This is a genomic window from Marinobacter sp. X15-166B (genome assembly GCF_001752365.1).
Lineage (GTDB): Bacteria > Pseudomonadota > Gammaproteobacteria > Pseudomonadales > Oleiphilaceae > Marinobacter.
This window is the reverse complement of sequence record NZ_MEIY01000001.1, coordinates 2,076,506-2,091,691: the sequence shown is the minus strand read 5'-3', so window position 1 is coordinate 2,091,691 and position 15,186 is coordinate 2,076,506. Positions and strand designations below refer to the sequence as shown.

At 60.9% G+C, this 15,186-nt stretch carries 14 protein-coding genes; 6 read left to right on the top strand and 8 right to left on the bottom strand.

From position 1 onward, the window contains the following. On the top strand, nt 1-1,494 hold the full coding sequence (locus BG841_RS09805; protein ID WP_070057488.1) for a DEAD/DEAH box helicase: 1,494 nt from the start codon (nt 1-3) through the stop codon (nt 1,492-1,494). Here BG841_RS09805 and BG841_RS09800 read toward each other — a convergent pair. After that, complete coding sequence (locus tag BG841_RS09800; RefSeq protein ID WP_070057487.1) at nt 1,473-1,964, bottom strand: dihydrofolate reductase; 492 nt, start codon at nt 1,962-1,964, stop codon at nt 1,473-1,475. The genes BG841_RS09805 and BG841_RS09800 overlap by 22 nt on opposite strands. Before the next feature lie 129 nt (nt 1,965-2,093). Between BG841_RS09800 and BG841_RS09795 the strand changes: the two genes are divergently transcribed. Next, nucleotides 2,094-2,945, top strand: a complete 852-nt coding sequence (locus tag BG841_RS09795; protein ID WP_070057486.1) for a thymidylate synthase — start codon at nt 2,094-2,096, stop codon at nt 2,943-2,945. Between the two features lie 33 nt (nt 2,946-2,978). Here the strand turns inward: BG841_RS09795 and lgt are convergent, their stop codons facing one another. Further along, complete coding sequence (gene lgt / locus BG841_RS09790; RefSeq protein ID WP_070057485.1) at nt 2,979-3,767, bottom strand: prolipoprotein diacylglyceryl transferase; 789 nt, start codon at nt 3,765-3,767, stop codon at nt 2,979-2,981. Between the two features lie 15 nt (nt 3,768-3,782). Further along, nucleotides 3,783-4,577, bottom strand: a complete 795-nt coding sequence (locus BG841_RS09785; protein ID WP_070057484.1) for a sulfite exporter TauE/SafE family protein — start codon at nt 4,575-4,577, stop codon at nt 3,783-3,785. Nucleotides 4,578-4,663: 86 nt separating this feature from the next. Between BG841_RS09785 and BG841_RS09780 the strand changes: the two genes are divergently transcribed. The 4 genes from BG841_RS09780 to dxs all read left to right on the top strand — a co-directional run bounded on the left by BG841_RS09780 (nt 4,664) and on the right by dxs (nt 8,617). Beyond that, nucleotides 4,664-5,443, top strand: coding sequence for an NRDE family protein (locus BG841_RS09780; protein ID WP_070057483.1), 780 nt, complete (start codon nt 4,664-4,666; stop codon nt 5,441-5,443). Between the two features lie 38 nt (nt 5,444-5,481). Next, a complete protein-coding gene (locus BG841_RS09775; protein WP_070057482.1) occupies nt 5,482-5,742 on the top strand; it encodes an exodeoxyribonuclease VII small subunit in 261 nt (86 codons plus the stop codon). Then, nucleotides 5,735-6,631, top strand: coding sequence for a polyprenyl synthetase family protein (locus BG841_RS09770; protein ID WP_070057481.1), 897 nt, complete (start codon nt 5,735-5,737; stop codon nt 6,629-6,631). The genes BG841_RS09775 and BG841_RS09770 overlap by 8 nt, the downstream gene beginning before the upstream one ends. A gap of 63 nt (nt 6,632-6,694) precedes the next feature. After that, the gene (gene dxs, locus BG841_RS09765; RefSeq protein ID WP_070057480.1) at nt 6,695-8,617 is read left to right on the top strand and encodes a 1-deoxy-D-xylulose-5-phosphate synthase; all 1,923 of its coding nucleotides are present in this window, start codon (nt 6,695-6,697) and stop codon (nt 8,615-8,617) included. A 57-nt stretch (nt 8,618-8,674) separates the two neighbouring features. Here dxs and ribA read toward each other — a convergent pair whose 3' ends face one another. The 5 genes from ribA to secA form a co-directional block, all read right to left on the bottom strand. Then, nucleotides 8,675-9,286 (bottom strand): GTP cyclohydrolase II, encoded by a 612-nt coding sequence (ribA, locus tag BG841_RS09760; RefSeq protein WP_070057479.1) that lies wholly within the window; start codon nt 9,284-9,286, stop codon nt 8,675-8,677. Between the two features lie 269 nt (nt 9,287-9,555). Continuing rightward, nucleotides 9,556-10,038, bottom strand: a complete 483-nt coding sequence (gene moaC, locus BG841_RS09755) for a cyclic pyranopterin monophosphate synthase MoaC (RefSeq protein ID WP_070057478.1) — start codon at nt 10,036-10,038, stop codon at nt 9,556-9,558. A 60-nt stretch (nt 10,039-10,098) separates the two neighbouring features. Continuing rightward, nucleotides 10,099-11,037: a Nudix family hydrolase gene (locus BG841_RS09750; RefSeq protein ID WP_141737077.1), complete on the bottom strand. Its 939-nt coding sequence runs from the start codon at nt 11,035-11,037 to the stop codon at nt 10,099-10,101. Nucleotide 11,038: 1 nt separating this feature from the next. Then, nucleotides 11,039-12,256: a bifunctional glutamate N-acetyltransferase/amino-acid acetyltransferase ArgJ gene (gene argJ / locus BG841_RS09745; protein WP_070057476.1), complete on the bottom strand. Its 1,218-nt coding sequence runs from the start codon at nt 12,254-12,256 to the stop codon at nt 11,039-11,041. A 98-nt stretch (nt 12,257-12,354) separates the two neighbouring features. Beyond that, the gene (secA, locus tag BG841_RS09740) at nt 12,355-15,084 is read right to left on the bottom strand and encodes a preprotein translocase subunit SecA (RefSeq protein ID WP_070057475.1); all 2,730 of its coding nucleotides are present in this window, start codon (nt 15,082-15,084) and stop codon (nt 12,355-12,357) included. Nucleotides 15,085-15,186 lie beyond the last annotated feature (102 nt).

The window sequence follows — 15,186 nt, the reverse complement described above, 5'->3', positions numbered from 1 at the left end:
ATGTCAACACAATCTTTTGCTGAGCTTGGCCTCGACGCGTCTGTTCTGGCTGCGGTTTCCGCGGTCGGTTACGAGACCCCCTCTCCTATCCAGGCCCAGGCCATTCCCATTTTGCTGAAAGGTGAAAACCTTTTGGGCGTTGCGCAAACCGGTACGGGCAAAACCGCGGCGTTTGCACTGCCCCTGCTGAGCCGCATTGACGCCAGCTCCAACGACACCCAGATTCTGGTGCTGACCCCCACCCGGGAGCTGGCTATCCAGGTTGCGGAAGCGTTCAATACTTACGCCAACCATTTCAAGAATTTCAACGTCCTGCCTATTTACGGCGGCCAGGACTTTTACCCCCAGCTCAAGGCCCTGAAGCGGGGCGCCCAGGTTATTGTGGGCACGCCGGGGCGTACGCTGGACCACCTGCGCCGCGGCACGCTGAAACTGAACAACCTCAAGGCCATGATTCTCGACGAAGCCGACGAGATGCTGCGCATGGGCTTTATCGATGACGTCGAAACCATAATCGCGGAAACGCCCGCGGACTGTCAGCGGGCCCTCTTCTCGGCCACCATGCCCGCGCCAATCCGCAAAGTGGCGCAAAAATACCTGAGCAACGCCCAGGAAGTGAAGATTGAAAGCGCGACCCGCACTGTCGAGCGGATCGAGCAGTTTGTGCTGCCGGTGTACGCTGAGCGCAAACTCGATGCGCTGACCCGCATCCTCGAGGTCGAACCCTTTGACGCGGCCATCATTTTCGTCCGCACCAAGGCGGAAACGGTTGCTCTGGCGGAGAAAATGGCCGCCCGCGGTCACGCCGTGTCCCCGCTGAACGGTGACATCAATCAGCGTCAGCGTGAACAGACCGTGGAAGATCTGAAACGTGGCAAAAAAGACATCATCATCGCCACCGACGTGGCCGCCCGCGGTCTGGACGTTCCCCGGATCACTCACGTCATCAACTACGACGTGCCTTACGACACCGAAGCGTATATTCACCGCGTCGGCCGCACCGGGCGTGCCGGCCGGACCGGCAAGGCGATTCTGCTGGTCACCCCCCGTGAGCGCAGCTGGCTGAAAACCCTCGAGCGGGCGACCAACTCGCCGATGAAGGATTATCAGCTGCCGTCCCCGGTTGCCCTGCAAAAAATGCGGGAAGAACAGTTTGAGTCACAATTGCTGGGCTTTACGGAAGACCGCAGACTGGGCAAAGCCATCGCGCTGCTGGACGACATTGCCCAGCGTAACGAAATGGATATGGCGATGGTCGCCGGCGCCCTGGCGGCGTGGATGGAAACCGCCCAGCCCGGGGCCCTGCCACTCGAACAGCCGGCAGCCCTGCCGGTGCCGGTTCCCGGGGCCCGCCGGTCCCGTGACCGCCACCACCGCCCGGGTGGCGAGCGCCGCGGTCATCGGCCCGGTTTCAAGAAAGGCGGTGCCTCCCGGGGCAAGCCACCGGCCCGGGGCGGCAAGCGGCCCCCCCGTCAGTCCGACGCCAAGCGCTGATAGACCACGAAACTGTAGTCGTACGGATTGTTATCGGACGCGGAGAAATCCTCCCGTCCGATTTCCTCCCACTCGTCCCAGTTAACCACCGGAAAGCAGGCATCCCCCTCAACCTCAGCGTGCACCTGGGTGATGTACATCCGGTCCACCTGCGGCAACGCCTCGGCGTAGACCTGGCCGCCGCCGATAATCATCACTTCGTTACTGCCCTCCAGCTCGGCGTGGGCCTTCGCCTTGGCCACAGCCGCCGCCAGCGAAGGTGATACCACCGCCCCGGCCGGGACCGGCCAGTCCGCATTGCGAGTGACCACCAGATTCATGCGCCCCGGCAAGGGACGGCCGATCGAGTCCCAGGTCTTGCGGCCCATGATCACGGGCTTGCCCATGGTGACCTGCTTGAAGTAGCGCAGATCTCCCGGCAAATACCAGGGCAAGGCGTTGTTGCGCCCGATCACGCGGTTGCGGGCCATCGCCACAATCAATGCTGTTATCACAGTCTGTCCTCACTACGGGTTAGTTCCGGGTGCACATGGTAACGTGCGCCCGATGGTTATAAAATGCCCCTGGTCATTCCGAACCCCCAACCAACCGGATAACACATGAAGCAATACCTGGATCTTTGCCGCCGCATCATCAAAGACGGCGTATGGGTCGAAAACGACAGAACCGGCAAGCGCTGCCTGACGGTGATTGACGCCTCTCTGGATTACGATGCCGAAAACAACCAGTTTCCGTTAATCACCACCCGGAAGAGCTTTTACCGGAGTGCGATCGCCGAATTGCTGGGCTACCTGCGCGGCTACGACAGCGCCGCCCAGTTCCGTGCCATTGGCTGCAACACCTGGAATGCCAACGCCAATAAGACCCGGGCCTGGCTGGAGAACCCAAACCGCAAAGGTGAAGATGATATGGGGCGGGTGTATGGGGTCCAGGGCCGCCGCTGGGCCAAACCTGACGGCGGACAGGTCGACCAGCTCAGAAAAATTGTGGATAACCTGTCCCGGGGCATTGACGACCGGGGCGAAATCCTGACGTTTTACAACCCCGGTGAACTTCATCTGGGCTGCCTGCGTCCGTGCATGCATACCCACACCTTCTCACTGCTGGGCGACGACCTGTATTTGACCTCCTATCAGCGCAGCTGCGATGTGCCGCTGGGGCTGAACTTCAACCAGGTGCAGGTGTTTACCCTGCTGGCGCTGATGGCGCAGATCACCGGCAAAAACGCCAAAACCTGCTTTCACCGACTGGTCAACTGCCACATTTACGAAGATCAGCTGCCGCTGCTCCGGGATGTGCAATTGCAGCGGGAGCCTTATCCGTCTCCACAACTGCACATCAACCCCGACATCAAAACCCTGGAAGACATCGAAACCTGGGTGACCGTCGATGACTTCAGCGTCAGCGGCTATCAGCATCACGACCCGATCCGGTATCCGTTTTCGGAGTAACGACGGGCAGCGCAGCCGGGGCTCCCTGGCCGGCTAGGCCGGCTGCCGGCGATAGGCCAGGGCCAGCAACAGCAATCCCGCCAGGATCATCGGCAGCGACAACAGCTGCCCCATGGTCAACCAGTCGAAGGCCAGATAACCCAGTTGGGCATCCGGCTGGCGCACGAACTCCACCAGAAAGCGAAACAGGCCATAACAACCCAGAAACACTCCGGACACCGCCATTTTCGGTCGGGGCCGGGAGGAGAACCACCACAACACCGTAAACAGCAGCACGCCTTCCAGCGCAAACTGATACAACTGGGAGGGGTGCCGGGCCAGCGCGTCTGGCGCCTGTGGAAACACCATCCCCCAGGGCAGGTCAGTAGCCCTGCCCCAGAGTTCGCCGTTAATAAAGTTACCGATCCGGCCAGCTCCCAGGCCCACCGGTACCAGCGGCGCGACAAAATCGGCCAGCTCGAAAAAACTGCGCCCCGCTTTCCGTCCAAACCACCACATGGCGAACATCACCCCCAGGAGCCCGCCATGGAACGACATGCCGCCCTCCCAGATGCGCAACAACCACAGGGGGTCGGCCACAAAACTGTCGAAATTATAAAACACCACGTAGCCAAAACGGCCCCCCAGAATTACCCCCAGGGCAATATAAAACAGCAGATCACCCACCTGTTCTTCATTCAGCGGACTCCAGGGCTTGCGGGCCCGCACCCGACCCAACCACCAGCCCACCGCAAACCCCACCAGGTAAGTCAGGCCGTACCAGTGAATTTTGAGCGGCCCGACAGAAACTGCAACCGGATCAAACTGGGGGTGTTTAAGCATCATCAGCCTCTTGTTTCAAAACAGAAATCGTATGCCGACCACAATCAGCAACCCGGCAAAAATACGCTTCAGCAATACCGCATCCAGCCGGTGTGCCAGGCGGGCACCGAAGCGCGCGCAGACCATGCTGGTCAGCACAATGCCGAGCAAGGCGGGCAGGTAAATAAACCCGAGGCTGTACTCGGGAATACCGGGATGGCGCCAGCCCGTGGCAATGTTAGCGGCCGCGCCGGCCAAGGCTATGGGTAAGCCGCAGGCGGCCGAGGTGCCCACCGCCTGCTGCATCCGTACATTGCACCAGCTCAAAAACGGCACCGTCAGCGTGCCGCCGCCTATGCCGAATAACGCCGAGGCCCAGCCAATACCCGCGCCGGCGCCCATCAATCCTGGCGCACCTGGTACCTCACGGCCCGGCTTCGGACTGCCCCCAAACAACATCCGCAGGGCTACCACAATAACAAACACACCGATAATCAGTTTCAGCATGTCACCGCTTAACAACGAGGCGGTCCACGCACCCAGCACGGCACCGACAACAATTCCGGTGGCCATCAGCCGAAAAATGCCCCAATGCACCCCGCCACGCCGGTGATGGGAAACAATCGAACTCAACGACGTGAATACAATCGTAGCCAGCGAAGTTCCGATGGCCAGATGGGCCGCCACGCCGGCACTCACCCCCTGCAAACCAAAGGTGAAGATCAGTACAGGCACTATGATCAGGCCGCCACCGATGCCAAACAGGCCACTCAAAACACCCGCCACGGCCCCGAGGGCGAGGTACATTGCAAACAAAAATGTTAACGTCATGATAGTCCTGCACCACAGCAACACAGAGGCCAGTATGATACACACAACACCCCGTGAATTCGCCCCATCAACCGGACCCTGACCACATGTGCCTGATTGCTTTTTCCCTCGGACAGCATCCGGATTACCCCGTCGTGGTGGCGGCTAACCGGGACGAATTTTACCCCCGTCCCACCACCGCCATGAGCTGGTGGCCAGAGTCAGATCTGCTCGCCGGCAAGGATCTGCAATCCGGCGGTACCTGGCTTGCGGTTAACCGGCAAGGCGACATTGCCGCGGTGACCAATGTGCGCGAAGGCAGCCCGGAGCCCGGGCAGGTGACCCGCGGTGAACTCCCGATCCGCGCGCTCACGATGCCCGGTGCCGAGCTGGAAACCCATCTTTTGCAGCACCAGGACCAATACGCGGGATTCAATCTGCTGACCATCTCGGGCCAGCATGGCTGGTATTTCAGCAACCGGGACGCCCATCCCGGGCGCAGGGTATACCGAGGCTCCTATGGCTTGAGCAATCATTTGCTGCAAAGCCCATGGCCCAAACTGATCCGCTTACGCCAGAGGATCAGCCAGACTCTGGCGGCCGCCCGCTGCGGGCGTACCAGTTTGCTGCACGAGCGATTGATCTCCAACCTGCAAGACACCACCCCTGCGCCCGACCACCTGCTCCCGGATACCGGCGTGGCCCTCGAGACCGAGCGTTTTCTGTCATCGCCATTCATCAGCGGGACCGACTACGGCACCCGCGCTACCACCATCATCTCCCTCAGCCGGGAGGGCGAGATCATGGTCACCGAGCAGACCTGGCATGCCGAAGGAAGACCCGGAGGTACACAACAATTCTGCTGGCACCGGGATCCTCTGATATAATCCGCCAAAATCCGTGGACCCACCGGAGAACCACAAGCATGGCCGAGCAGACCAGCACCACTTCCATTGCCGATTTCGAAAAATCCCTGAACGAGCTTGAAACCCTGGTGCGGGAGCTTGAACAGGGCGAGCTGTCCCTCGAACAATCTCTTGGCGCGTTCGAGCAAGGCGTGCGTCTCACCCGTGATTGTCAGCAGGCCCTGAAGCTGGCCGAGCAACGGGTGGAGCAACTGGTGGAACGCAGCGATGGTACCCTGGAAACCCGACCGTTCAGCCCCGATGAGCCAACCGATGCCTGATCACTGCACCGCTGCCGATTTTATCGAGTCCAGCGCCCGTCGCATCGATGCCGCACTGAAACAGCGTCTGCCAACGACCGGCACCGCCTCGGCCCGTCTGGAAAGCGCCATGCAGTACAGCGTACTCGGTGGGGGCAAACGCATCCGTCCGATTCTCTGCCTGGCGTCGGCCCTGGCGGTGGGCCAGCCGGAAAGCCGCGCCATGGTGCCGGCCTGCGCCGTTGAACTGATCCATGCCTACTCACTGGTGCATGACGACTTGCCCGCCATGGACGACGATCATTTACGCCGGGGCCGCGCGACCACCCACATCGCTTACGACGAAGCTTCAGCCATCCTCGCCGGCGACGCGCTGCAGTCACTGGCGTTCGGCTGGCTGGCGGAAGCCCCCGAACTGAGTGACCGCACCCGTTTGCAGATGGTCACGGAACTGGCCCGGGCCAGCGGTTTTGCCGGCATGGTGGGCGGACAGGCCATCGATCTCGAATCGGTTGGCAAAAGCCTGACGCTGAGCGCTTTGGAGACCATGCACCGGTATAAAACCGGGGCCCTGATAGAAGCCAGTGTGCGTCTGGGTGCGCTCACCGCCGACCCGGCCGACCCGGCGGCACTGGAACGCCTGTCCGCGTACGCCCGGGCGCTGGGACTGGCATTTCAGGTACAGGACGATTTGCTGGATATTGAAGGGGACACCAAGGTGATTGGCAAACCTCAGGGTTCGGACATCGCCAAACACAAGCCCACCTACCCGGCCCTGCTCGGGGTAGCGGGCGCCAAAGATTACTTGACCGTATTGCTGGATCAGGCACTGTCCAGTTTGCAGGATTTCGGGCCGGAAGCGGAGGCGCTGCGCACCATGGCAAACTTTGTGGTGGCCCGCACTCATTAAAGTCAGCGCCAACCGTGAATAACCGATATTAACGCTCACGTATAACCTAAAAGACCCAAGCGGATGCAGGACACATATACCTTTAAAGAGATCCCGGCAGACCGGCCCAACACGCCACTGCTCGACCGGATTGACACCCCTCACCAGCTGCGCCTGCTCGACAGTGACCAGCTGCCACAACTGAGCCGTGAGCTGCGGGCTTTCTTGCTGTGGTCGGTGGGCCAGACCGGCGGGCATTTTGGGGCCGGACTGGGCGTGCTTGAACTGACCGTGGCCCTGCATTACACCTTCAATACGCCGGATGACCGGTTGGTGTGGGACGTGGGCCATCAGGCCTACCCCCATAAAATTCTCACCGGCCGGCGCGAACAGATGCACAGCATTCGCCGCAAGGGTGGCCTCGCCGGATTCCCCAAACGCGACGAAAGTGAATACGACACCTTTGGTGTCGGCCACTCCAGCACGTCGATCAGCGCGGCCCTGGGCATGGCCATTGCTGCGCGTATGCAAAACAGCCAGCGACGCAGTATCGCTGTCATTGGTGATGGAGCCATGACCGCCGGCATGGCGTTTGAGGCGTTAAACCACGCCGGTGATCTCGACGCCAACATGCTGGTGATTCTGAACGATAACGACATGTCGATCTCCCACAACGTGGGCGGTCTGTCGAACTATTTTGCCAAACTGCTGACCAGCCCGACCTACAACCAGATGCGCGACAGCGGCAAACGGGTATTGCAGAGTGCGCCAAACCTGATGGCCCTGGCGCGCAAAACCGAAGAACATTTCAAGGGTATGATTTCTCCCAGCACCCTGTTCGAAGAGCTGGGGTTCAATTACATCGGTCCCATCGACGGCCACGATCTGTCCGTATTGGTGGAAACTCTGGAGAATATCCGTGAGCTGGAGGGACCGCAGTTTTTGCACGTGGTCACCACCAAAGGCAAAGGGTTTGCTCCTGCCGAAGCCGACCCCATTGGCTATCACGCCATCAACAAGATCGAACCTCTGCCTGCAGATCAGGCGGTCCCAGTCCAACCCAGCACCCCACAACCGAAGTACGCCAATGTATTTGGCCAGTGGCTGCACGATGCGGCGGTACAGGATGAGCGGGTTGTGGGCATCACCCCGGCGATGTGTGAAGGTTCCGACTTGCTGGCTTTCGCCGAACGTTTTCCAGAGCGTTATTACGACGTGGCGATCGCCGAACAGCACGCCGTTACGCTGGCCGCCGGCCTGGCGTGCGATGGCGCCAAACCGGTGGTCGCGATCTATTCCACGTTTTTGCAGCGGGCCTACGATCAGCTGATCCACGACGTGGCCATTCAGAATCTGGACGTACTGTTTGCCATCGACCGGGCCGGGCTGGTGGGCGAAGACGGCCCGACTCACGCCGGCGCGTTTGACATCAGCTACTTGCGCTGTATCCCCAACATACTGCTGATGACCCCCGCCGATGAAAACGAAACCCGGCAGCTGCTGCATACGGGGCTGCAATACGCCGGCCCGGCGGCCGTGCGCTACCCGCGCGGTACCGGCCCCGGAAGCAGCATCGACGAGGATCTGAGCACCCTGCCTATTGGTAAAGGACGGCGTATGCGAGAGGGCACGCGGGTCGCGATTCTCAATTTCGGCACCCTGCTGCCCCGTGCGCTAGCCGCCGCCGAGGCGCTCGACGCCACGGTTGTGGACATGCGTTTTGTGAAGCCCATGGATGAGGCGCTGATCACCGAACTGGCCGCCCGGCACGAACTGCTGGTCACTCTTGAAGAAAACGCCATTGCCGGGGGCGCCGGCAGCGCGGTGGCCGAGTTTTTGAACCAGCAGGGACTGAGCCGCCCCATTCTGCATCTGGGGTTGCCCGACCGGTTCATTGACCACGGCCCGCACCATGAGCTGCTGGCCGACTGCGGTCTGGATGCGTCTGGCATCGAGCGCGCCATCGCAGCGCGCCTGGCACGCCTGGAGTCCCGGCCGGCGACCTGACGGAAGGTAATGCGGAATTGGGCCGCCCGGAAGGATGGGGCAAGCAAAACCCGGCACTCAGACCGGGTCGTCATCCTGATGGGTTTGCAGCCAGTGGCCCAATTTGCTCTGTTTGGTATCCAGATAACCTTCATTGTGCGGGTTACGGCCAACATGCAGGGACACCCGCTCCACCACTTCCACCCCGTAGGAACCCAGGGCAGCCACTTTGCGGGGGTTGTTGGTCATCAGTCGCACCCGGGTAATCCCCAGGTGAGCCAGCATCTCCCGACACATGCTGTAGTCGCGCAGGTCGGCGGCAAAGCCCAGACGCTCATTGGCTTCAACCGTGTCGGCCCCCTGATCCTGCAGATTGTACGCGCGGATCTTGTTGAGCAACCCTATGCCACGCCCCTCCTGTCGCAGGTACAGCAGTACACCCCGGCCTTCCCGGGCAATGCTGCGCAAGGCCTCTTCAAGCTGATAGCCACAGTCGCAACGCATGCTGTAGAGCGCATCGCCGGTGAGGCATTCCGAATGGGTGCGTGCCAGCATAGGTTCGTCACTATCCAGGGCGCCCAGGGTCAGGGCAACGTGCTCCTTGCCGGTCTCAAGCTCTTCAAAACCGTGCATGTCGAAGACGCCAAAGGGGGTTGGCAAACGGCAGGTCTCAACATAGCGAACAGCCACAGTGTTTCCTCGTGGTTAAATTCAATAAGCGGCGCATTTTAGCAGATGGCGGCCGCCCAGCACACAATTAACTAATCGACTTGGGGTCTCGTCCGGCCGGCTCATGAACCTACCGGACCGGTGATAATCCGAACAGCCAGTCACGGCCGTGAGGGCTTGCTAATTCCAAACCGACGCAGCGCTGCCCGGATTCTCACAGACTCCCCAAGCGCTTGTTGCCGAGAACTGCGGACCGATGCGGCGTGTCTTTGCAGCAGCAGATCCAGGCGCTAGTCCGACGGGGCACTCCAGTGCCCGCTGCGGCCGCCTTTTTTCTCCAGCAGACGCACCTGACCGATGACCATGCCCCGATCCACCGCCTTGCACATGTCGTACAGGGTCAGGGCGGCGATACTGGCTGCGGTCAGAGCTTCCATTTCCACTCCGGTCTGCGCAGCCAGTTTACAGCGGGCTTCAATGCGAATGGCGCAGGGCTCCTGCTGGGGGGTCAGCTCCAGCTTGACCGAGGTCAGATTCAATGCGTGACACAGGGGAATCAAATCGTGGGTGCGCTTGGCGGCCATAATCCCGGCAATGCGGGCAACCGCCAGCACGTCGCCCTTGGGGTGTTCACCATCGATAATCATGGCCAGGGTGGCGGGGGCCATGGTGATCAAGGCTTCTGCGCGGGCTTCCCGCTCGGTGGTTGCCTTGGCGGTGACATCCACCATTCTGGCCGCGCCCTGGTCGTCCAGGTGGGTTAGTTTACTCACATCAGCTCCTGTAACTTCAGCGATTGAATCAATGGGAGGTACAGCATAGCAGATAGCCGCTCACCACCAGAAACGTATCCCGGCCACGCCCTGCGCGCCCTGCCGCTGCGCCTGCTCCAACTGCTGCTCGTCCAGCCCGCCGAGGGCATAAACCGGCCGTGAACACCCCCCGACCAGCTCGTGGAAGGCCTGCCACCCAAGGGGCTCGGCATCAGGATGGGTTGCGGTCGGCCGAACCGGTGACAGGGTGATAAAATCCGCATCAATGGCAACGGCATGGGCCACTTCTGCGGCGTTGTGGCAGGAGACCGCAAACCATTGTGTGGCCGGCACCGGTCGGGCGCCAAGCGCTTGCGCCTGCCGGAAGGGCAGATGCAGCCCGGCATCGCTAAGGTGACGGGCCAGATCGGGCCGGCCGTGCAGCATCAGCTGGCTGCCCTGCCGGGCGCACAACGCCAGCGCCATCTCGGCCAGTTCGGCGTAGGTTTCGGTGGAAAGCTCAGGGGCCCGCAACAACACCAGTTCTGGCCGATGGGTCTGCATCTGGCGCTCCAGGCGCTGCACTCCTGCACGGAACGAGACAATAGAGCCGGTAATGGCGTAGGTGGCGGGCAGCCGCAGTGCCCGGAGAATGGGCCGGTTGGCCGCCGGGAAGTCCTCGTCCCGCAGCTGGCTCACCGGCATCCAGCCGATGGGCTGACCTTCCCGCCCTTCCGGTTCGCCGGCCACCTCAGCCGTGCTCCAGACGTCGAGCAGTACCCGCTTGTCACCGTAATCGTGCCGCACCTGAATCAGCGGTTGCAACGTGTGGCGGTCCAGCTGCAGCCCGGTTTCTTCCCGGATTTCACGCACCAGGGCAGCCAGTACCGACTCGCCCGGCTCGACCTTGCCACCGGGAAACTCCAGCAGCCCGCCCTGGTGGACACGGTCCGGCCGGCGGGCAATCAGCACGGTGTCAGCACGGCGAATCACCGCTACCGCGACATGAATCTCCGCCATATCAACTGCGGTACTCGGCATTGATGGTGACATAATCGTGGGAGAAATCGCAGGTCCACACCCGCTCAAACACCTCGCCACGCTGCAGATCGATATGGATCGTGATCTCTTCCTGATCCATGACGGCCTGACCACGCTCCTCACTGTAGTCTGCGGCCCGCCCCCCGTCACGCACCAGGCACACATCGCCCAGCCAGATTTCCAGCGCGTCCACATCCAGATTGGCCACTCCGGCCCGCCCGACGGCTGCCAGTATCCGGCCCCAGTTGGGGTCCGATGCGAACAGCGCCGTCTTGACCAGCGGGGAATGGGCCACGGTGTACGCCACATCCAGAGCCTCTTGCTGACTGCGGGCATGACTGACTTCAATGGTGACGAACTTGGTGGCCCCTTCACCGTCGCGCACTATGGCGTGGGCCAGCTCCAGATACACCTCCAGCAGCGCCGCGCGCAACTGGGGCAATTCGGTGCTCGCCAGGGTGATTTCAGGGCCGCCACACGCTCCTGTGGCCACCAGCATGCAGGCATCGTTGGTAGAGGTATCGCTGTCCACGGTGATGCGATTGAACGAGCGGTCCCCCAGCTCCGTGGCCAGCATCTGCAGTAACTCAGGCTGGATGCAGGCGTCGGTGGCAATAAAGCCCAGCATGGTGGCCATATTGGGACGAATCATTCCCGCGCCCTTGCTGATCCCGGAGATGGTCACGGTGGTGCCCCCCAGAGTCACTTGCCGGGACGCTCCCTTGGGGCGGGTATCGGTGGTCATGATACCCGCCGCCGCCTTCGCCCAGTTGCTGGGGGACAGGTCCGCCAACGCCCGGGGGATCGCGGCCACGATTTTCGACACCGGCAGGGGCTCGCCAATCACCCCGGTTGAAAACGGCAACACCGCCCGACTGCTGACCCCGGCCGCCGCCGCCAGGGCGTCGCAACAGGCATGGGCATCGGCCATCCCCTGGGCACCGGTGCCCGCATTGGCGTTGCCTGTATTGATCAACAGGTAGCGAGGTGCCTGCCGGCTCAGGTGGTCACGAGCCACGTGCACGGGTGCGGCGCAAAACTGGTTACGGGTGAACAGGCCGGCGACCCGACTGCCCTCGGCCAACGCCAGCACTACCACATCGTTGGTTTGCGGGTCTTTGATGCCTGCACTGGCCACCCCAAGCTGGACACCCGCTACTGGAAAAAACTCAGGCAACGTACCTGGCCCTACCGCCATCACACCACTCCTCACTGTACCCCTGACACATCAGGCTAAAACATAAAACCCGCAGCCTGACACTGTCAGGGTGCGGGTCGCTTATTCACCGGCTGCGGTCAGCTGACCCGGCCGTGGCACTGCTTGTATTTTCTGCCGGACCCGCACGGACAGGGCTCATTCCGCCCGATTTTTCGCTCCTGACGGACAAAGGTATCAGCCGCGCCTGCGGGGGTGCCCTCCTGGCCGCCCTGTTGTGCCGCCGGGGAGCCGTCGTGACGTAACCGGGCGGCGGCAAGCTCCCGCTCCAGCGCCTCTTTACGACGGCGCTCGACCTCTTCCATCTCTTCCTGGCTTTGCACTTTGACGTGGCACAACACCCGGATCACGTCGCTCTTCATGCTCTCAAGCATGCTCTCGAACAGGTTGAAGGCTTCGCGTTTGTATTCCTGCTTGGGGTTTTTCTGGGCATAACCCCGCAAATGGATGCCACGACGCAGATGATCCATGTTGGACAGGTGCTCTTTCCACAAGGTGTCCAACACCTGCAGGAACACCTGTTTTTCAAACTTGCGCATCGGTTCGGCGCCAACGACTGCTTCCTTGCTGGTATAGGCCTCCACCACCGCATCGAGGATCTTCTGATGCAGCGCTTCTTCATACAGATTGCTGTCTTCATCGAGCCACTGCTGCACCGGCAACTCGACCGCCAGGTCCGTTTGCAACTGCGCTTCCAGACCGGGGATATCCCACTGTTCCGGCATGCTCTGTGGCGGGATGAACTCCTGCACCAGACCTGCCACCACGTCTTCGCGGATGGTGGTGACCATGTCGGAAATGTCGTCCGACGCCATCACGCTGTTGCGCTGGTCGTAGATTACGGTGCGCTGGTCGTTAGCGACGTCGTCGTATTCCAGCAAAGTCTTGCGCATGTCGAAGTTGCGGCCTTCCACCTTGCGCTGGGATTTTTCGATGGCATTGGTGACCATGCGATGTTCGATGGCCTCGCCCTTCTTCATACCCATCGCCTGCATCAGGCTTTTGACCCGGTCCGGCGCAAAGATGCGCATCAGATTGTCTTCCAACGACAGGAAGAACCGGGACGAGCCTGGGTCACCCTGTCGTCCGGCACGGCCGCGTAACTGGTTATCAATCCGGCGTGACTCGTGCCGTTCGGTTCCGATAATGTGCAAGCCGCCGGCGGCCAACACCTGGGTATGGGCCTCGGTCCACTCCGCTTTCAGCTGTTCAAGCCGGGCCTCGGTGGGGTTCTCCAAAGCGGCCGCTTCGTATTCCCAGTTACCGCCAAGCACGATATCCGTACCCCGGCCGGCCATGTTGGTGGCGATGGTCACGGCACCGGGCCGCCCGGCCTGGGCAATGATCTGGGCCTCGCTCTCGTGCTGCTTGGCGTTGAGGATCTTGTGCTCAATCCCGGCTTTTTTCAGCAGGGCCGACAGCAACTCCGAGGCTTCAATGGACGCGGTACCCACCAGAATCGGCCGCCCCTCGGCCGTCACGTCTTTGATCTCATCTATGATCGCATGGAATTTCTCTTCCTGAGTCAGATAGATCAGGTCGTTATAGTCGATCCGCTGAATCTCTTTGTTGGGCGGGATGGCCACCACATCCAGAGCGTAGATCTGGCGAAATTCGAAGGCTTCCGTGTCGGCCGTACCGGTCATCCCGGCGAGCTTGTCATACAAGCGGAAATAGTTCTGGAAGGTGGTGGACGCCAGAGTCTGGCTTTCGGCCTGAATGTTGACCCCTTCTTTGGCCTCAACCGCCTGGTGCAAACCTTCACTCCAGCGACGCCCGGGCATGGTGCGGCCGGTATGCTCATCGACAATAACAACCTGGTCGCCCTGCACAATGTAGTCGACGTCTTTCTGGAACAGGTAATGGGCACGCAACGCCGAATGGATGTGGTGCAGCAGGCTCAGGTTGGTGGCGGAATACAGGCTCTCGCCTTCCCGCAGCAGGCCACGTGCCAGCAGCAGTTCCTCAACCTTTTCGTGCCCTGCTTCCGTCAGATCCACCTGACGGGTTTTCTCATCGATGGTGAAATCGCCGGTCGTTTCGCCGCCCTCCGGGTCTTCTTCGCCGCGCTCCAGATTCGGGATCAGTTCGTTGATATCCCGGTACATCTTGGAACTGTCTTCGGCCGCGCCCGAGATAATCAGCGGGGTACGGGCCTCATCAATCAGAATCGAATCAACTTCATCAACAATGGCGTAGTGCAGGCCCCGCTGAACCTTGTCCGCGGTGCTGAATGCCATGTTGTCCCGCAGGTAATCGAAGCCGAACTCGTTATTGGTGCCATAGGTGATGTCTGCCTGATAGGCGGCCCGCTTTTCCTCGATGGACTGGCCCGCGACAATAACGCCCACCTCCATGCCCAGATAGCGATACAGTTTGCCCATCCACTCGGCATCCCGTTTGGCCAGATAATCATTGACCGTAACGACATGAACCCCTTTACCCGACAGGGCGTTCAAATAAACCGCAGCGGTCGCCACCAGGGTCTTACCTTCCCCGGTTTTCATCTCGGCAATGCGGCCTTCGTGCAGGGTGATGCCGCCAATGAGCTGCACATCGTAATGACGCATGTTCATGCACCGGCGACTGGCTTCACGCACGGTTGCAAACACCTCGGGCAGCAACGCATCGAGCGTTTCCTTGTCTGCAAGACGACGACGAAACTCGGCGGTTTTGCCTTGCAGCTCGGCTTCAGTCAAACCACCAAATTGCTCTTCAAGTGCATTGATGCGCTCTACGTCCTTGCGCATTCTCTTGATTTCTCGAGCGTTCTTACTACCGAACATCTTGGTTGCAAGCTTTGTGAACATAGACCACTGCTTCTTTAGATTAAACGGAGGAAGCCGGCATTCTACCCTTATTTCACAAAAGTAAATAAGACAGGTAGCACGATACCGGCCAAAGTCTGTTAA

Excerpts from the sequence above, each read along its gene's own strand:
- lgt (WP_070057485.1), bottom strand. The coding sequence starts at position 3,767 with ATGCTTAAACACCCCCAGTTTGATCCGGTTGCAGTTTCTGTCGGGCCG.
- argJ (WP_070057476.1), bottom strand. The coding sequence starts at position 12,256 with ATGGCGGTAGGGCCAGGTACGTTGCCTGAGTTTTTTCCAGTAGCGGGT.
- BG841_RS09795 (WP_070057486.1), top strand. The coding sequence starts at position 2,094 with ATGAAGCAATACCTGGATCTTTGCCGCCGCATCATCAAAGACGGCGTA.
- dxs (WP_070057480.1), top strand. The coding sequence starts at position 6,695 with ATGCAGGACACATATACCTTTAAAGAGATCCCGGCAGACCGGCCCAAC.
- BG841_RS09805 (WP_070057488.1), top strand. The coding sequence starts at position 1 with ATGTCAACACAATCTTTTGCTGAGCTTGGCCTCGACGCGTCTGTTCTG.
- secA (WP_070057475.1), bottom strand. The coding sequence starts at position 15,084 with ATGTTCACAAAGCTTGCAACCAAGATGTTCGGTAGTAAGAACGCTCGA.
- BG841_RS09750 (WP_141737077.1), bottom strand. The coding sequence starts at position 11,037 with ATGGCGGAGATTCATGTCGCGGTAGCGGTGATTCGCCGTGCTGACACC.
- BG841_RS09785 (WP_070057484.1), bottom strand. The coding sequence starts at position 4,577 with ATGACGTTAACATTTTTGTTTGCAATGTACCTCGCCCTCGGGGCCGTG.
- BG841_RS09775 (WP_070057482.1), top strand. The coding sequence starts at position 5,482 with ATGGCCGAGCAGACCAGCACCACTTCCATTGCCGATTTCGAAAAATCC.
- BG841_RS09800 (WP_070057487.1), bottom strand. The coding sequence starts at position 1,964 with ATGGCCCGCAACCGCGTGATCGGGCGCAACAACGCCTTGCCCTGGTAT.
- BG841_RS09780 (WP_070057483.1), top strand. The coding sequence starts at position 4,664 with ATGTGCCTGATTGCTTTTTCCCTCGGACAGCATCCGGATTACCCCGTC.
- BG841_RS09770 (WP_070057481.1), top strand. The coding sequence starts at position 5,735 with ATGCCTGATCACTGCACCGCTGCCGATTTTATCGAGTCCAGCGCCCGT.